We start from the raw sequence: 16,649 nt of genomic DNA on the forward strand, positions 1-16,649 counted from the left end.
AGAAGGAGACAATCAACAATGTCCAAAACTAAACGTAACATGCTCATTAACACTTCTGTTTGGACCATTATCTTACTGGAGTTACTTGTACTGACATACACCAGGAGTTCCATTAATTTTATTGGTTGGTTACTTGTTTTATTTATTTTAACTATTTTATCAATGACGCAAGCGAACTTTGCGCCAAATCATCATGTGAAATTCTTTGATCTAAAGGGAACTAGGCAACCACTGAATATGCTACCAGCCGATGAACGTGAATGGCATGTAATGCAGAAAGCCGATTATGTCAGTACTAACGTGACGCTTATACTTCTTAGTGTTCCATTGGGCACAGCCTTCATGCTCCCAAAGATTGCTCAAGATGCAGCCGACAGTGTGATTCCAAATTTATTTTCACTTGACGCACTCAGCTTTATCATTGTTTGTTTGATTGTTATGATCTTATTGGTTAAGAAATGGACATATCTGTTTATGTACGTTTTATTAGAACAAAGAAATTGAAAAATTTAAAATTCTATCAATATGCAATATGTTATATTAACTGACTTGGCAAATAAATAAGTGTAAAGAAAAGAGGGATTTTTATGGTTAATGTTAAAAGAAACATGATTATTACAGCAATCTGGGAAACAATTCTCTTATTTTTATTTGTCCCTATGTTAACGTTATTGAGTCAAGGAGCCCATAATGACACGGCGATATCTTGGATAACGATGTTCCTAACCTGGGGTGTACTTCTAGTTAGCTTAGTGATGTTCAGACGCAATCAGCAAAAGGGATTAAAACATCGTGTTAAAATTTTTGATATCAAAGAAAATGGTGAACCAGTAGACATGTTTCATAATGATGAGCGCGAATGGCGATTAATGTTAACTGCGCAATACGTCAGTGCTCGTGTGACAACATTATTTGCGTTGATTGTTATGGTTGCAGTTCCGCTAACGTCAGGTAGCATTATCAATGCAGGTTCAACAATTCATCTATCTGTGACACTGATGGCTGCTGTACTAACAAGTATCATCGCGGTTGGTTTATTAATTAGCGAATGGTCATATGTAATTGTTTATTTTAAGTTAGACAAAGAATAGCAAAAAAGTCGACAGGCTTTGTCGTAAACCTCGAGAAAAAGGGGGTTAAAAGACTGTCGACTTTTATTTTTACTTTCTAGTTTACATAATATACATTATACAAAGTAGTAAAAGGAGCTCTTCAAATGACGTAACCATGCACTTGAACCTGAATGTCTTGTCTTTTAGACACATCGTTCGACATCAACTGTTCATGTCTCGTATACTTCATTTAGACTCACGAACACTTTGCCGTCAATATGTATGTCTAAATTTTTGACACAACTGTCACGTCATCTAATCAATTTTTCGGAGGTTTAATTATGATTGTTAAAAATCGCATCATGCTTTATGTGACTAATGTTGCCGTCTGTGCTAATTTTTGGCACAAATATTTTCACGCTGAAATTGCTGAGACCAATGAGATGCCCGACAAAAGTCAAAACATCGTCTTACGATTCACTTCAGCCCTCGAAATTTCATTATTTACAACGTCGTTCATCAAACGGTATTCACCTGAAGTATCACTTACAACGCCGTCATTAATGCTGTTCAGTGATGAATTTGAACAGCTCCATAAAAGATTACCGAATACTGGCCACATTATCGTGAATAACGGTGTGCGAACATTTAATTTTGCTGACCCTGAAGGCCATTTTTTTGTTCTTGCTGAGCAGTTGAATCAGCAATAACGATAACGCTTGAATTACTGCAATACGTTTTAACATATCCGGTTGTATAATACAACTAGTTGAAACTCTCTACCCAATTCAATATAGCTCACAATTTAATGTTGCTGACGGTATTGTCTAGGCGTTTGACCACACAACCGTTTAAACCACTTTGTGAAGTAACTGGCATCTTCAAAATTCATCATTGCCGCTATATCAGTAATGCTAGCCGAAGTGGTTGTCAGTTGCTCTTGAGCAAACGTTAATCTGAACTGATTTTGATAATTCATAAATGTTCGACCTGTTTCACTGCGAAAACGGCTTGCTAAATACTTGGCAGATTTGTGTTGTTGTGCCGCTAAAGTGGTCAGCTGAATACCGGTATCCCGGTGAGCATAAATCTCAGCTGTGAGTGCATTGATGTCTTTCGAATAATGGTGTTGCTTTGCTAAACGAACCTCTTTGGCGAAACGAGTCATTTGCGTCATTAAAATCCCAACAACATCGTTCGTTCTCGTCTGAGCCTCAATCATCTGAATCGTTTGATCGCTAATGCCATACGCACTGTCTGCATATAGGCCACCCTGAATGGCTGACCTAGTTGCTAACGTGGTGGCTGCGATGGCTAAGTCTTTTTCATTGCGTAGTTGATTACCTGGAGCGACTAGGCCGGGTTTGCCACTGTTGGAGAATCGTTGGAATGCAACGATGACCTGATCATCTTGCCCTGCCCTAATGGTGTTATAAAGGGCAGTTTCAGCCTGGTAGGAGGCGCGGTTCGATTGTGAGGAAGATGCATCTTTAACTATGGCGTCGACCTTGGGTTGTGGCAAACGAAGTTCACTAGTCAGCTGATGAATTAATGTGTTGACCGTTTTTTGATCAAACAACGCAGTCAGCAGTAATTCTACACTAGCGATTAATTGCGCTTGGCTGATAACTGTCGGTAGCAGACCATTATAGGTTCTGGAAAAATAATCAAATTGTTCAGCCAATGAGGGTGACTGGTTCATTTCTTCTCCAGTCACCCTTTTTAGTTTACGCCCGTCATTTGTTGAATTGATAAATGGGCCGATGAGGATACCATTGTCCTTGCTTCGTTGACACCACAGGTATTGCTCGCCATGGTCGCCAGCAAAATAGATTAGTTGCGTTTGGTCATCAATGATGCGATTAAGCGTTTCAAATTGATCCTCTCGTAGTTCGTGCCAACGCACGTTACCTGCACTTATCCAGCGGCTTTTACCGGCAATTTTGCTGACAGCAAGGTGCGTTAAGACATAAAAATTGGCTAACACTTGTGCTGTTTGTTTTTGATTCATGGGCATTTCCTTCTAAGTCACGTTGTTTGTTCACTATTCTTAAATACCAGCTAAACCAATTCTAAAAATAATGTTCCAACAGTGCTTTTTTCAAGGGTATTTTACCAGTTTTTACGACAATAGTTGATAAAATAAGCTTAAATGTAAGCGTTACCATTTTAGACCATTCGTGTACCTGCTTACAGGAGTGGCTAATGTTGTTGTCATTATACTAAAGGAGTTGGTCATCATGGTTCGTTCACCAAAAAGTTGGCTGTTTAAAGTTGCAATCCTGTCAATTTCACTTGTGTTAGTGGCTGCCAATGCAGTTGCTGGCGTTATTCCATTGATGGAGGCTAGTTTACCACACGTTAGTCACGCCGCCGTTGAAGGTCTCATCACTGCACCAAGCATTACCGTATTAATATTCGTCATTTTTAGTTCGGCAATTAGCGATCATATTGGAATGAAAAATACTGTGCTTTTAGGTCTACTAATTACCGGAGTCGCTGGAATTATGCCAATGTTTACCAGTAGCTACTGGGTCATTTTAGCAGCTAGACTAGGATTTGGCGCAGGTTTAGGACTGTTTAATTCTATTGCCTATAGTATTTTTAGCATTTATTATGAGGGCGATGAGCGTGCAACCCTACTTGGATTTCAAGGTGCAGTAACGGCGGTTGGTAGTATCTTGTTTTTCCTAGTCGTTGCTCAGCTAACGCCAATGGGTTGGCATGCTACCTTTATCGTTTACGGAATTTCGTTCCTGATTTTGGCGCTGTTCGCTTTAGTAGTACCAAGTGACCGGCATCAACAAGGCGATGAAGACCAACCAAAGCAATCTATTAACCGAGCCGTTATTGGATACTCATTGTTATGGTTTCTAATCATGATGTTGTTCACGTTGGTTACACTTAAGGCATCAACCTTAATTATTGCTGGCGGATACGGAACAGCTGCCCAAGGTAGCCTCATTTTAGCCATTGTCGGCGGTGGTCAGATGCTTGGTGGTTTGGTGTATGGATCAGTGTACAAATGGATTGCAACGTCAGTCTTGCCCGGAAGCGCATTACTGACTGGAATTTTAATTGTCGGTTTGGCGCTATCCAGAACGCTGTGGTTAACGTTTGTCATTGCTGCCCTTTTAGGTATTACTTCTGCTTTTGTTGGTCCCTATCTATTTGGCCGGGTGGCCGATGTTGCACCGGCCAATTCGGCTACACTAGCATCGTCCATGATGTTAATCGGCATTAACATTGCGTCATTCATTGCACCTTATTTCTGGGGTCTTGTTGCCAATCTGTTCCATAACACGACACCCAGCTTTAACCTCACTATTTCTGGCATTGCGTTTCTCATTATCGGTATCATTGTCGTGGTTGGCCGTTTAATTCATCATCCGAAGAAAGCGCAATCAGACGTTCAGTAATATACCTTGTCTAATTAAACACATTTTTTGGAGGCGTCAAATTATGGATAAAAAGGTTTCGGCAGTGCTTGATCAACTCACACTCGAACAAAAGGCCGCGCTGGTGAGCGGCAAAAACATGTGGTTTACTGCCGCCGTAGACGCGGCTAACATCAGCACCATCATGATGACTGATGGCCCAGCTGGTTTGCGTAAACAAATACCCAAGGAAGGCGAAACGCTTAGTGTTAACGCGAGCGTCAAGGCAATTTCCTATCCTTCGGCAGCACTCGTCGCTAGCACTTTTGATCGCTCGTTGGCACGTGATTTAGGTCAACATTTAGGTGAAGAAGCTCAAGCTGAAAACATTAGCTTACTTTTGGGACCAGGTGTAAACATCAAACGTTCGCCACTCGGGGGCCGTAATTTTGAGTATTATTCAGAGGACCCACTCGTAGCCGGTGAAATTGGTACCGCTTATATCAACGGTTTGCATGATAAGGGTGTTGGCGCTACCGTTAAACATTTTGCGGCCAATAATCGTGAAAATCACCGTTTCACCAATTCTTCCGATATGGATGAGCGCACACTTCGAGAAATTTATTTAGCGCCGTTTGAACGCATCATCAAGCAAGCACACCCCGAAGCTGTAATGGCGTCATATAACAAAATAAATGGTGTCCTCAATGTCCAAAACGAGCGGTTGTTAACCGATATTTTACGTCAAGAATGGGGATTTACCGGTGTCGTCATGTCAGACTGGATGGCTGTAGCTGATCACGTTGCTTCCCTTCAAGCTGGTTTGGACCTTGAAATGCCTGGTAAAGGTGATGCCTCAACTAGTGAAATCGTCGACGCTGTTAAAGCTGGCACGATTACAGATGAACAACTAGATCTTTCAGCCGGTCGAGTGTTGGCCATGGTCGTTAGTTTGTTAGATAAAAAGTCTGCTCAGGTTCCGTATGATCGTGGGGAACACCATGAATTTGCAAGAAAGCTTGCTGATGGCGGCATTGTGTTATTGCAGAACAAGGATCATGTATTGCCATTAAAGTCAGGCAAATCGGTTGCCTTTGTAGGCGCAATGGCAGAACAACCGCGGTATCAGGGCTCAGGCAGCTCACATGTCGCGCCAGACCATGTTGTGTCAGCTCTAGAAGCAGCGAAGCAAGCAGACTTGGACGTTCAGTTTGCCTCTGGCTACGAGTTATCAAAAACGGCGATTGATGAAGAGCTTGAAAAGCAAGCAATTGAGTTGGCACAACATGCTGATCAGGTTGTTGTCTTTGTAGGCTATCGTGACGATGATGAATCAGAGGGCTTCGATAAAACGAACCTATCATTGCCAGAAAATCAAACGCATTTAATTCAATCGTTGGCACAAAATGTTGCTCATATTAGTGTTGTTCTCGCAAATGGCTCAGTAGTCGAAATGCCCTGGCGAGATCAGGTTGATGCGATCGTTGAAACTTACTTGGCTGGTGAAGCCGTTGGCGAAGCAACAATTGATGTCCTCACCGGTCACGTTAATCCAAGTGGAAAACTAGCGGAAACCTTTCCAGTTAAACTGGCTGATACACTGAGCTATGGGACATTTGACCGGAGTAACGAGCACGAACGTTACCATGAAGGCATTTTCGTTGGCTATCGCTATTATGATCTGCATCATCAAGCTGTTGCCTTTCCATTTGGCTTTGGCCTCAGTTACACCACGTTTGAATTGAGTGACTTAGTTATTGGTGACTGGCAGGAAGATAATCTGAAAGTTACCGTGACCGTTAAAAATACTGGATCAGTTGACGGTTCTGCAGTACCACAATTGTATATCAGTAACCTCGTCAGTCCGGTTGAAAAACCAGTTCGTGAGCTACGTCAATTTGACAAAGTGGCTATTTCTGCTGGTGAATCTAAAACGGTTACTTTCACCTTGCATGCTCGTGATTTCAGTTGGTACGATGCTGACAACATGACTTGGCAGGCCGACAATGGTCTGTACGAAATTGCGGTTGGATCATCCTCACGTGATTTATCGCTAACCAAACAGCTAACCATCAAACACTTCGCTAGTCAGCCACTTGTTGTCAATATGGATACGTATCTTAACGTTCTCTTGGCAAACGAAACGACAAAATCTGTGCTAATGCAGATGTTCGGCGAACAGTTGGCCCAATTTACTAACCAGGACGATGCTAGTGCTGCCGATCAGCAGATGTTGTTTAATACGCCATTGCGGGCGCTCGTTGCTGGTGGCTTCCCCGTCGCCGCTGTTCAAGCCTTCATTGATCAAAGCAATGCGGCTTTGAAATAATAAATCTTCAGTTACACTCAATAAGATCAACTAAAAACGCATCCAACTGATTTACTGATGGTTAGATCAAGTAAATCAACTGGATGCGTTTTCTGTCCAATTTTGATTGTTCACAGCCACTTATTTTTCTTGGCAATATTAATTGCTTCTAATCGATTATGCGCGCCCAATTTGCTTAGAACGGCTGACATATAATTGCGAACGGTTCCTGGTGACAACGACACAATTCTGGCAATTTCAACCGTCGAAGCACCGTTTTGAGCAGCACTAAGTACTTCCAATTCTCGTTTAGTCAGCGGATTCTGCGAAGCATTGTACATTCCGTGAACCAGTTCTGGCGCATAAATGATTTGCCCAGCCATGATTTTGTGAATGCTTTCCACTAAGTCATCACTTGGGCTGTCTTTAAGTAAATAACCGGCCACATCAGCTGCCAATGCACGTTTAAAATAAGCTGGCTGGGCAAACGTTGTTAAAATAAGCGATTTAGTGGCACTTTGATCATTCTTTAACTGATCTGCCACGTCTAAACCACTAAGTTTAGGCATTTCGATGTCAAGAATCGCGATATCAGGGTGTTTGAGGCGAATTTCATTTAGCGCAGTTTGACCATCCGTCGCTGAACCGACCACTGTTATGTCAGGTTCAAGATTTAAGATGGTGGTTAGCGCCGTATTCAACATACCTTGATCTTCTGCCAGATATAGATGAATCATGATTGAAGCTCCTCTTCCTTATTTGTCTTAGGTTTGGGACAAGAAATGGTCAAAATTGTCCCTTCAGATGAAGAAGCAACATCCAAGGTTCCATTAATAGTTTCCATTCGTTTGGTCATACCGCTTATACCTGAACTATTTTCACGCGGTGTGTGGATGCCTTTTCCGTTATCACGAATTGAAATTGTTAACAAATTTGCTTGCTGTCCAAACGTCAGCCAGCAATGATCAGCATGCGCGTGACGAATAATATTTGTGATTGCTTCTTGAATAACAGCACCTAAAGTAATTTGTAATTGACGCGGCCAACTATTGCTAATTGATTCGTTAATAGTCAAAAGCGTAACATTGGCATCTTGCAAATTGCGATTTTGATTAATAATGACTTCAGCAATGTTCAACTGTCGCAAATCGTTGACGATTGAACGAACAAGTTGCAAGTTATCTCGTGAGGCATTTTCAACATCGTTAAGCTGTTCATCAACCTTTTCAGGCGCGATCTTGAGTAATTTTCTTGCTAATTCTGTCTTAATGGTGATCATTGAAAATGATTGCCCTAAAGTATCATGTAAATCTTGAGCAATTCGATTTCGTTCATTCTGTCGAATGACGTTTTCCAAACGTTCATTAGTTTGCTGGATAGCACGCGATTTGTCAGCAGTTCTCATCACTGACATTGCTGCAATTGGTGAACCGTAGGCAAATGCTAGCAAGACAAGTAAATCAAGCCGATCAGTGAGTTGAAAATGCGGCGTCACCGCGACGAGTTTCATAACTGCAGCAATCACCGAAACCGTGAAAGTGCCATAATAAGCCGTTAAATAGCGCCAACGAACTCGTTTCGTGAACGGTAAGGAGCCAACTACCCACGCAATGAAAATGAATAGCGCCATGTAGTTTTCCACTAACATCATATACACGCACACAATTAACTGGCCGGCGATTGACCATGGCAATAATTTGGTGATTTCGTAGCTGTTTCGATAACACAAAAAGAAAATTGCTAGAAAAAATAACGTAAGTACCCGCCGAATGCCCGTCTCTGCGAAACCAATTGCAATTGGATAGCTTAGAAAAATCAACCAAAAATAAGGGTAAAACCCAAATCTAGATGGGAATAAAATATAACGCCGTAAAAAGGTCATGCTTGAATACTCCTGTCGTTTTTGGCCCTCGATAACAGCCATAGGATGGTCAGTAACGCCGCGGTCCACCCTGTCAAAATGACGATAAAGGACCAATTAAAGTGCATTTGTTTAGTGACCACATTCAACAAAGAATTAACTGCATATGTGGGCATGAGCTTACCAATTTGTTGCATCCAATGCGGCAATAGACTGATAGGCCACCACAGACCACTGATAATTGCCATTGGAAAGACAACCAGATTGCATAAACTATTGACCGATGACGGCCTTCCTGATTTAGCAACAAGGACGCCAATCAGCATTAATGGTAATCCGCCTAGCGCCGATAATCCGACTATTAAAAATAGTGAGATCAGTGTCAAATGAACGCCATTAATAATAGTCGCGATGGTAAGAATTACAGATGCCGATAAAATATTCATCACTGTCATCGTCAGCATCAGTCCTACATAATAATATAGTTGTTTTGCTGGCGTAATGGCCAATAAAGTTGGCATGTTTTCTTGGCGATCTTCCGCTAAAAAAGCTGAAACTGAAAAAATCATGCTAATGAGAACACTGTAGGCAATCATGCTACCCATATAATTTAAGTTAAATTGTTGCTTTTCACTCGCACTTCCCTGAACAAGAATTTTGGTAAACAAAATATAAAAAAACGCTGGCATTGCGAGATTAAAAAGAAAAAATCTGGGATTACGAAGCAGTTCTCGTTTGATTGCATACTTAGTTTGCGTGCGTAGCTGATTCATGATTGCGTCCTCCAGTTTGTGTTACATCAGTAAAAATTTCGTTTAACGAATTAGGCATTAACGATAAACGATGGATTTTATCGAGAAAATGTTGGCTTTCAAGTAGCCAGAGATCCCCATCGCTCAATTTTAAAGTGATTTTATCGCCGTGTTTTTTAGTCTCAAGAACCAACGGGGATGTCTTAAAGTAATTAACAGCTAATTCCGATTCAAATGTGGCTGTTGCCCCACTATATAAAGACGTCAGTGCATCTAATGGACCGTCAAACTTAATTTTGCCGTGTTGTAGAATTAGTAGTCGCTCTGCAACAGCTTCGATTTCTTCCAAATAATGACTAGTAACGAAAATTGTCTTTCCTTGATGCCTGAGTTGCTCAATGCTCTGCCAAAATTGCGTTCTTGCAATACTGTCCAATCCAACGGTTGGTTCATCGAGGAAGATGACACGTGGATTACCGGCCAGTGCGATACCAAATGCTAATTGGCGCCGCTGACCACCGGACAAAGCACTCATGTTATGGTGTCTGAACTCGCGTAACCCGGTTAATGTTAACAGTTTTTCTAATGATAATGGATGCGTATAAAAGCTTCGAACAAGCTGAAAACTTTCATCAACATGTAAATTTTTAATGCTTACATTTTCCTGAAGCATGGCCCCAATCTGATTACGGCAGACGGTGGTTCCTGGATTCGTGCCAAAAACCTTAATCTGACCGGTATCAGGTTTTTGAAGTCCTAAAATTAGGTTAATTAAGGTTGTTTTACCTGCACCATTTTCTCCGACCAAACCAATGATTTCGCCTTCATCAACGCTTAAATTAACGTTACTAATTGCTGATAATTGTTTGAACTTTTTTGCGACATTCTTTAATTCAATTATTGACGACATATTGCTCACCATCTCTTTTACTTGATGAGCTTAGTTTAGTTACTTCTCAAGTCGAAAAATAGAAGTACATGTCACAACATTATATGACAAATGTCACTTCAACTGATGAAACCACAAATAGCACCCCACCAATTAGTTAAACTAATCGATGCGATGCTAACTATTATTTTAAAATAACGCCTATCTAGAGTTTATAAACGGTCAAATGTCTTATTGTGCCATGAACTTTATTTGCGGCCAAACAAACGAGCCCAAAAGCCATGCGTTTTCTTTTCAGCTTCCTTGGCTGCATTATTAGCCACTCGGGAACCAGTCGTCATGTGTCGTAATCCGTGGCGAACACCGGCGGCCTGTGAGGTGGCGGATGTATTTTCACGGGCTGATTGACTCTGCATGTGAATCGTCAAATTATCTGCACTACCCTGTGGTCGTAAAATCTCGGGCAGAACCTGTAACGTTGGGTGCACCGTAGCCGTGGAACCATTAACTTCAAAGCTGAGCGTGACGTTGTACGTCCCTGGCAATTTATGATTGGCCCTTGGATCGTCATAACTCATGGCCGTCCAACGAGACCGATCACGATTATATTGGTCCTTAGCATCTGCCACGTAACGAGCGGGAATTGGGTCGCCATCACCAGCAACAATAATCTGATTATGGGCAGATAGTGAAAAGATATTTTCGTAGGCCGTTACAAACACATTTTTACCATGATCTGTGTAACGAACAGTAACTGGGTAACGGCCAGCTTTCTGCCAGTTGACCTTTGACATGTCCACAATCGCCTTTTCAATATCAATGGCATTACCATCCGCGTCATAAAGATGTTGAACGAAACGGTCAGGATTAGTACGGGGACCGTTCACATAAGTCGTTTGGTTGGCCGTGTTGACGTTGACCATATTTTCTAAAATATGGAGGACTTGATGCGCACCCGCGGTGACACCATTAACGGTATATGTCAGCATTAACCCGTAACTGTTGTCTGCCATAATGTTAGGCTCACCATCGTCAAACTTAATTTTGACATTCTGGGTCGCGTTAGCCATGTGACCTGGATCCACTAGTCGTTTTATAAAAGCCGTTTTGTCAGGTATTGGCTCGCCGGCATGAATAGTAATGTCGCGGCCATCCAACGCAAAAATATGTAAATGTGCAGTTGCAGATACCGTTTTTCCAGGATTGGTATACTGCAAATTAATCCGGTAATCGGCCGGTTGGTCCCAGTCGACATTGGTGAGGTCAACTTGAACTTTTGCTGGATCAACGGCCTGACCTGTAGCGTCATAGACAGCCTTAACAAAACTTGTCTTACCGTAGTGAGGTCCACCAACATAGGTCGTTTGATCTTGCGCAATGACAGTGGCCTGATTGGTAATCACACGTAACTGATTTTGTGCCTGTGAATCCTTTTGTTCAGTTGTTTTTCGATGTGGTTCAATCATGGGGCTCACTCCTAAACATTTATCGCAAATTAGAATCATTAAGATTTTCTAAAACTATTGTACTCAATAAAAACCGCCTTGAACAGCCCTATTAAAGCATTTATGTTTCTTTATCACAAAATTCACTAACGGATTACTGAATAAACTGACCTCAAAAAGTTAAAAAGCTGCTAGACACCCTTAACTTTAATTTTCATTCGCCCACTCATCTTCTAGCATTGCGTACTGAACAAGACTACAAAAATGACCATTGATGATTTCCTGATCACGCATCGTTCCCTCTTGATGAAGGCCTAATCGCTCAGCAACGGCTTGGCTAGCCTTGTTATTCACGTCCGCAGTTAAGATGATTTTATGTAAGTTGAATTCATCAAACCCAATTGTCAGTAAACGTTCCACGGACCGGGTCATAATGCCTTGTCCTTGATACTGAGAACTCAGCCAGTAGCCAATCGACGCGTGACGGTTAACGTTATCAATTTCATGCAGATCCAAACTACCGATTGGTTTGCCATCCATGACGATTGTCAATGGCAACATTAGGTTGTCAGCAAAACGACTGCGGGCATACTGAATAAAGTTTTGTTCATCCTCAACGGATTGCATTCTATCTGCCCACGTCATCCACTTTCTAAGTTCCTGGCGGTCTTCCGCGATATAGGTGATTAAATCTTCGGCATCTTCAGTGTTTAATAATTTTAAGGCTAAGTGAGCATCGATTTGATGTGTAAACATGTTTATCTCCTTAGTAAAAAACATTTTATGCCTTTCAATTTACCATAAAAGTGCCCGTCAAATTAGTCTTTCTGATCATTTTAAATCGTTTTTAGAGAAAAACATTTAGCAAACGTACTTGACAAGATTATCTCTAATTCTGTATCGTAGTTACCAGTTAAAAAAGACAGTTTAAGTGAAAGGAAGTTCGTCATGGACCGTTGCGCACAACAACTCAATACTTGGCAAAGCTGGTAATCAGGTTGCGTAACCGCCGTTAACACGGATGCAATCTGAGTGTGATACTCAAATTGTATCTGTGCCGGCTTATTCATTGATGTACTTTTGACATCAAGTCTGCATGGGTATCAAACCGCGGACTTGGTGTTTTTTTGACCAAAGACAGTCCGCGTGGGCTGTCTTTTTTTACTTGGTCAATTAAAACTTTCATAGGGGAAGACATTCATGAAACGCTTTACAAAATTTGCATTAATTGTCAGTTCATTATTAACGGCCACGAGTTTAGCCGCCTGCCATCGTAATACCACGAGTAAGAAAACCATAACAGTCGTTTCACCCACTGAAATGATTACTTTGGATCCATCAAAGGCCACGGACAGCACTTCTCACACCGCATTGGCCAACACTATGACTGGTCTTTACAAAACGACCAACAGCACTCCGGCACAGGCACTTGCGACACACACGACCGTTTCGAAAAACGGTCTTCAATGGAACTTCACACTCCGGCACAATACGCATTGGTCAAATGGTGATGTTGTAACGGCAAAGGATTTCGTTCAGGCATGGCAGCGAACCAATGATCCTAAAACGGCTTCTCAGTATGCTTACCTGTTTTCTGGCGTACACAACGCTGATAAGATTCAAAAAGGCTCGGCTCCAGTTCAAAGTTTAGGCGTTCACGCGACATCACGTTACCGATTGTTGGTTACTCTTGATAAACCGATTCCTTATTTCAAGCAACTATTAACAATGCCACAGTTTCTCCCTCAGGATCATCGAGTTGTCACAAAATATGGTAAGCAATACGGTCTAACCGCTCAACATCAAGTTTACAACGGCGCTTTTAAAGTAACTGACTGGCACGGTACCAATAATACGTGGACACTTAAACGCAATGGTGCTTACTGGGCTAAACGTACTGTGCATTTAAACAGTATCCACTTTACGGTTGTCAAAGACCCAAGCACGGCATTGAACCTGTATAAGACAGGCAAAGCCGACCTTGTCAGGCTGTCTGGCACACAAGTCGCTAATGAAAAGCAGGCAGCCGATTATAAATATCGTAGTGGCGCGGCCTCGGGCTTTGTTGGACTTAATCAAACAAAAAAGTCACCACTTCAAAATCAATCTGTGCGCCAAGCCTTGTCGAATGCGATTAACCGTCAACAACTAACACGGAATACGTTGCAAGACGGTTCTACCCCTGCAACTGGGTTTACACCAGCAAAATTGGTTGCTAATCCATCAACTCATAAGGATTTTGCAAGCGAAGCAGCGGTACCCGCAGTGACTAAGTATGATATGGCACATGCAAAACAACTCATGGCAACAGGTCTCAAAGAAAGTGGCAAACAGAACCTGAACATTACGCTATTAGCGAATGATCAAAGCAACGGCAAACAGCTGGCAGAATATCTTCAATCTCAATGGCAAAAACTGCCTCACGTAACGGTTAATGTCCAAACAGTTCCCTTAAAGGCGCAGTTAAGTGACATTACTTCGGGTAATTATGATGCCACGATTTTAACTTGGAACGGTGACTTTAACGATCCAACAACTTTCTTATCGCTTTTTCAAAGTCAAAATAAACAAATTAACGCAAAATGGACGAGTACAGCGTTTGATCACGACATGGATTTAGCTGCTGGTCAAGACGCCTTAAACAGTAACGCCCGTTATCAAGACCTCTTAAATGCCCAACGCACGCTGACCAAAGATGTTGGTATTGTGCCGCTTTTCTGGGGCTCATCAGTTGGCGGTACGCTTCAACGTAGCAATATTCGCGATTTGGTTTACAGTAGTGCCGGGGTTAACTACAATTACCAAAATATTGAACTTAAGTAAGCACACTCAAACTAGGTGTAGCATTAACTTATATAGGATCAACGACGTGAATGACCTCACATTCTCGAAATTTTAAAACTCATCTTAACGCAAAGGCATCCTGTTCCCAGAAATTTTGGAACAGGATGCCTTTGCATTTCGTGTTGATTCTTAATAAGACTTTTATGGACCCGAACAGATTCGAACTGTCGACCTCCTACATGCGAAGCAGGCGCTCTCCCAACTGAGCTACGGGCCCAAAATAACAGTCATTTCTGCCGTTATTTCACTGTCAAGCATAGCACAACTTAGTAACACCGCACTACCAGTCTACTTTTTTTCAGCAGGTTGGTTTGTTGACTGTGTCGCGGCCAATTGTCCATTGGCTGCTTTTTGTTTAGCGATCGTTACACGTCGGTAAATAGCCAAAAAAGCAAAGTCAAAAATCAACATGATAACCACGCCTAAGATAAATGAACCGTCAAATGGTATTGGCAGTAGCCAGCCAATAATCCCGCCAACAAGAACGCCTAAAGTAAGCATTACCACCGCAATATTTGTCGGCATTGCCGGATTTATTGGTTTAGGTCTGTTTTTCATTTCACTGCCTCCAAAGGATTTTATAAACGTCACTTAGTGTAGCGATTTTCACAGAGTGTTGCAAGCGTTGAAACACGTTCATAAACAAGGCTCAAGATTTGCTTGAAAAGGCTTGTCGAATAGCAGTTGCGGCGGCTTTTATATTTGTGGCCCTCGTTAATAAACTAATTACCGCAGCACCTGCCGCACCGGTGGCCTTAATCTCATTAAGGTTAGTCAAATTAATGCCACCAATCGCGACAATGGGCTTTACCGATGCACTAACGAGTTTTGTCAGCCCGTCGGTGCCCACAGCTGGATCTGCGTCAGCTTTGGAAATGGTTGGAAAAATTGGTCCACTGCCAATATAGTCAACGGCAGTCAGCACATTAGCCTTGCGAATCTGGGCAAGTGTGTGACATGAGTAACCAATAATCATGTCTGGTACTTCGTCTATAACCTTGGCAATTGCTTCATCTGATTGCCCAACGTGGACACCATCAGCTTCAAGACGTTTCGCCAGTTCAACATCGTCATCAACAATAAACGGAATCTTAGCTTGTTTGCATAATTCTCTTAATATGCTGCCCAATTTTACTTTGGCGTCACCAGAAAGTGCGTGGTGACCCTTCTCACGATATTGAAAGGCCGTGATACCGCCGGCAATGGCCGTCTCTAAAACTTCTGGCAGTTGGCGGCCATCAACCATGTCCTGAGAGCCCGCAACAAAATAGGCTGCTAATTGTTCCTTCTGAAATTTCATCGCTCGTTTATTCCTCCGATACCACAGCCCAGTGATTAAGCGGACCATGACCGTGGCCCACTTTGATGCCTTGTGCAATCGTCGCACTAACATAGGCTTTACCCGTCCGAATGGCTGTTTCAATGTCGCTACCCTTGGCTAATTCTGCAGTGATGCAAGCAGATAGCGTGTCGCCGGTACCGTGCGTATTGTGTGTATCAAAGCGCGGACTTCTTAGCCAAAACGACCGTCCGTTTTCAAGCAAAACAAAATCACTGGCCGTTGTCGGATCCGCCTCGTGACCGCCTTTGACCATCACGTTTTTGGCACCCATCGCCTGCAATTGTTGTCCGGCGCGCTGCATGTCAGCATCATTTTCAATGGTTAACCCTGTTAGTGCCTCAGCTTCAGGAAGGTTCGGCGTCACAATGGTGGCTAACGGAATTAATTCTTTCTTAACGGTATCAATAGCGTCTTCGGCCAATAATGGTGCACCACCTTTAGCAATCATCACTGGATCAACCGTGAGTGGACCAAAGTCATAACGGGTAAGATTTTCAACAACATTATGGACACGGATAGAATCAGCGAGCATGCCAGTCTTACAAGCCTTGATGGCCAAATCAGCATCTAACGAAGCAAACTGTTCGTCAATAATTTTGGTTGGCAAAGCCATGAAGTCCTGCACACCCAAGGTATTTTGGGCTGTAATAGCCACCAAAACCGTCGTTGCAAAAACGTGTCGTTCTTGAATTGTTTTTAAATCGGCCTGCATGCCTGCCCCACCACCAGAATCAGAGCCTGCAATGGAAAGAGCCTGTGGAAATTGTGATGTCATCTGT

General features: G+C 42.4%; 16 protein-coding genes and 1 tRNA gene. 6 read left to right on the forward strand and 11 right to left on the reverse strand.

What is annotated here, in order from left to right; genetic code table 11:
- Positions 1-18 precede the first annotated feature (18 nt).
- The 3 genes from LDK34_RS08840 to LDK34_RS08850 all read left to right on the forward strand — a co-directional run bounded on the left by LDK34_RS08840 (position 19) and on the right by LDK34_RS08850 (position 1,762).
- Entirely contained in the window at positions 19-504 is a 486-nt protein-coding gene (locus LDK34_RS08840; protein WP_178942535.1) for a hypothetical protein, read from the forward strand.
- Between the two features lie 83 nt (positions 505-587).
- Positions 588-1,091 carry a hypothetical protein gene (locus LDK34_RS08845; protein ID WP_178942534.1) on the forward strand — a complete coding sequence of 168 codons (504 nt, stop codon included), beginning with the start codon at positions 588-590 and terminating at the stop codon, positions 1,089-1,091.
- Between the two features lie 302 nt (positions 1,092-1,393).
- Entirely contained in the window at positions 1,394-1,762 is a 369-nt protein-coding gene (locus LDK34_RS08850) for a VOC family protein (protein ID WP_178942533.1), read from the forward strand.
- A 95-nt stretch (positions 1,763-1,857) separates the two neighbouring features.
- Here LDK34_RS08850 and LDK34_RS08855 read toward each other — a convergent pair whose 3' ends face one another.
- On the reverse strand, positions 1,858-3,063 hold the full coding sequence (locus LDK34_RS08855) for a helix-turn-helix domain-containing protein (RefSeq protein ID WP_178942532.1): 1,206 nt from the start codon (positions 3,061-3,063) through the stop codon (positions 1,858-1,860).
- 229 nt (positions 3,064-3,292) lie between these two features.
- On the opposite strand from LDK34_RS08855, the gene LDK34_RS08860 reads away from it, so the two are divergent.
- Both LDK34_RS08860 and LDK34_RS08865 read left to right on the forward strand, forming a co-directional pair.
- Positions 3,293-4,471, forward strand: a complete 1,179-nt coding sequence (locus tag LDK34_RS08860; protein WP_178942531.1) for an MFS transporter — start codon at positions 3,293-3,295, stop codon at positions 4,469-4,471.
- Between the two features lie 43 nt (positions 4,472-4,514).
- The gene (locus LDK34_RS08865; RefSeq protein ID WP_236941726.1) at positions 4,515-6,758 is read left to right on the forward strand and encodes a beta-glucosidase; all 2,244 of its coding nucleotides are present in this window, start codon (positions 4,515-4,517) and stop codon (positions 6,756-6,758) included.
- A gap of 110 nt (positions 6,759-6,868) precedes the next feature.
- On the opposite strand, the gene LDK34_RS08870 is transcribed toward LDK34_RS08865, so the two are convergent.
- From LDK34_RS08870 to LDK34_RS08895, 6 genes are all read right to left on the reverse strand, one after another.
- Complete coding sequence (locus LDK34_RS08870) at positions 6,869-7,474, reverse strand: response regulator transcription factor (RefSeq protein ID WP_178942529.1); 606 nt, start codon at positions 7,472-7,474, stop codon at positions 6,869-6,871.
- Complete coding sequence (locus LDK34_RS08875) at positions 7,471-8,619, reverse strand: sensor histidine kinase (protein WP_178942528.1); 1,149 nt, start codon at positions 8,617-8,619, stop codon at positions 7,471-7,473. Before LDK34_RS08875 ends, LDK34_RS08870 begins: the two co-directional genes overlap by 4 nt.
- Positions 8,616-9,371 (reverse strand): ABC transporter permease, encoded by a 756-nt coding sequence (locus LDK34_RS08880; protein WP_178942527.1) that lies wholly within the window; start codon positions 9,369-9,371, stop codon positions 8,616-8,618. Before LDK34_RS08880 ends, LDK34_RS08875 begins: the two co-directional genes overlap by 4 nt.
- Positions 9,346-10,260, reverse strand: coding sequence for an ABC transporter ATP-binding protein (locus LDK34_RS08885; protein WP_178942526.1), 915 nt, complete (start codon positions 10,258-10,260; stop codon positions 9,346-9,348). Before LDK34_RS08885 ends, LDK34_RS08880 begins: the two co-directional genes overlap by 26 nt.
- A gap of 227 nt (positions 10,261-10,487) precedes the next feature.
- The gene (locus LDK34_RS08890; RefSeq protein WP_236941727.1) at positions 10,488-11,705 is read right to left on the reverse strand and encodes a bacterial Ig-like domain-containing protein; all 1,218 of its coding nucleotides are present in this window, start codon (positions 11,703-11,705) and stop codon (positions 10,488-10,490) included.
- Positions 11,706-11,891: 186 nt separating this feature from the next.
- On the reverse strand, positions 11,892-12,440 hold the full coding sequence (locus tag LDK34_RS08895) for a GNAT family N-acetyltransferase (RefSeq protein WP_178942524.1): 549 nt from the start codon (positions 12,438-12,440) through the stop codon (positions 11,892-11,894).
- Between the two features lie 444 nt (positions 12,441-12,884).
- Here LDK34_RS08895 and LDK34_RS08900 point away from each other — a divergent pair, with 444 nt between their 5' ends.
- Complete coding sequence (locus LDK34_RS08900) at positions 12,885-14,507, forward strand: peptide ABC transporter substrate-binding protein (protein ID WP_178942523.1); 1,623 nt, start codon at positions 12,885-12,887, stop codon at positions 14,505-14,507.
- A 165-nt stretch (positions 14,508-14,672) separates the two neighbouring features.
- On the opposite strand, the gene LDK34_RS08905 is transcribed toward LDK34_RS08900, so the two are convergent.
- The 4 genes from LDK34_RS08905 to thiD form a co-directional block, all read right to left on the reverse strand.
- A tRNA-Ala gene (locus LDK34_RS08905) sits at positions 14,673-14,745 on the reverse strand.
- A 71-nt stretch (positions 14,746-14,816) separates the two neighbouring features.
- Positions 14,817-15,086, reverse strand: coding sequence for a hypothetical protein (locus LDK34_RS08910; RefSeq protein WP_178942522.1), 270 nt, complete (start codon positions 15,084-15,086; stop codon positions 14,817-14,819).
- Positions 15,087-15,177: 91 nt separating this feature from the next.
- Complete coding sequence (thiE, locus tag LDK34_RS08915; RefSeq protein ID WP_178942521.1) at positions 15,178-15,828, reverse strand: thiamine phosphate synthase; 651 nt, start codon at positions 15,826-15,828, stop codon at positions 15,178-15,180.
- A gap of 7 nt (positions 15,829-15,835) precedes the next feature.
- Positions 15,836-16,645 (reverse strand): bifunctional hydroxymethylpyrimidine kinase/phosphomethylpyrimidine kinase, encoded by an 810-nt coding sequence (gene thiD / locus LDK34_RS08920; protein WP_178914941.1) that lies wholly within the window; start codon positions 16,643-16,645, stop codon positions 15,836-15,838.
- Positions 16,646-16,649: the final 4 nt, after the last annotated feature.

This window comes from Furfurilactobacillus milii (assembly GCF_021654115.1).
Taxonomy (GTDB): Bacteria; Bacillota; Bacilli; order Lactobacillales; family Lactobacillaceae; genus Furfurilactobacillus; species Furfurilactobacillus milii.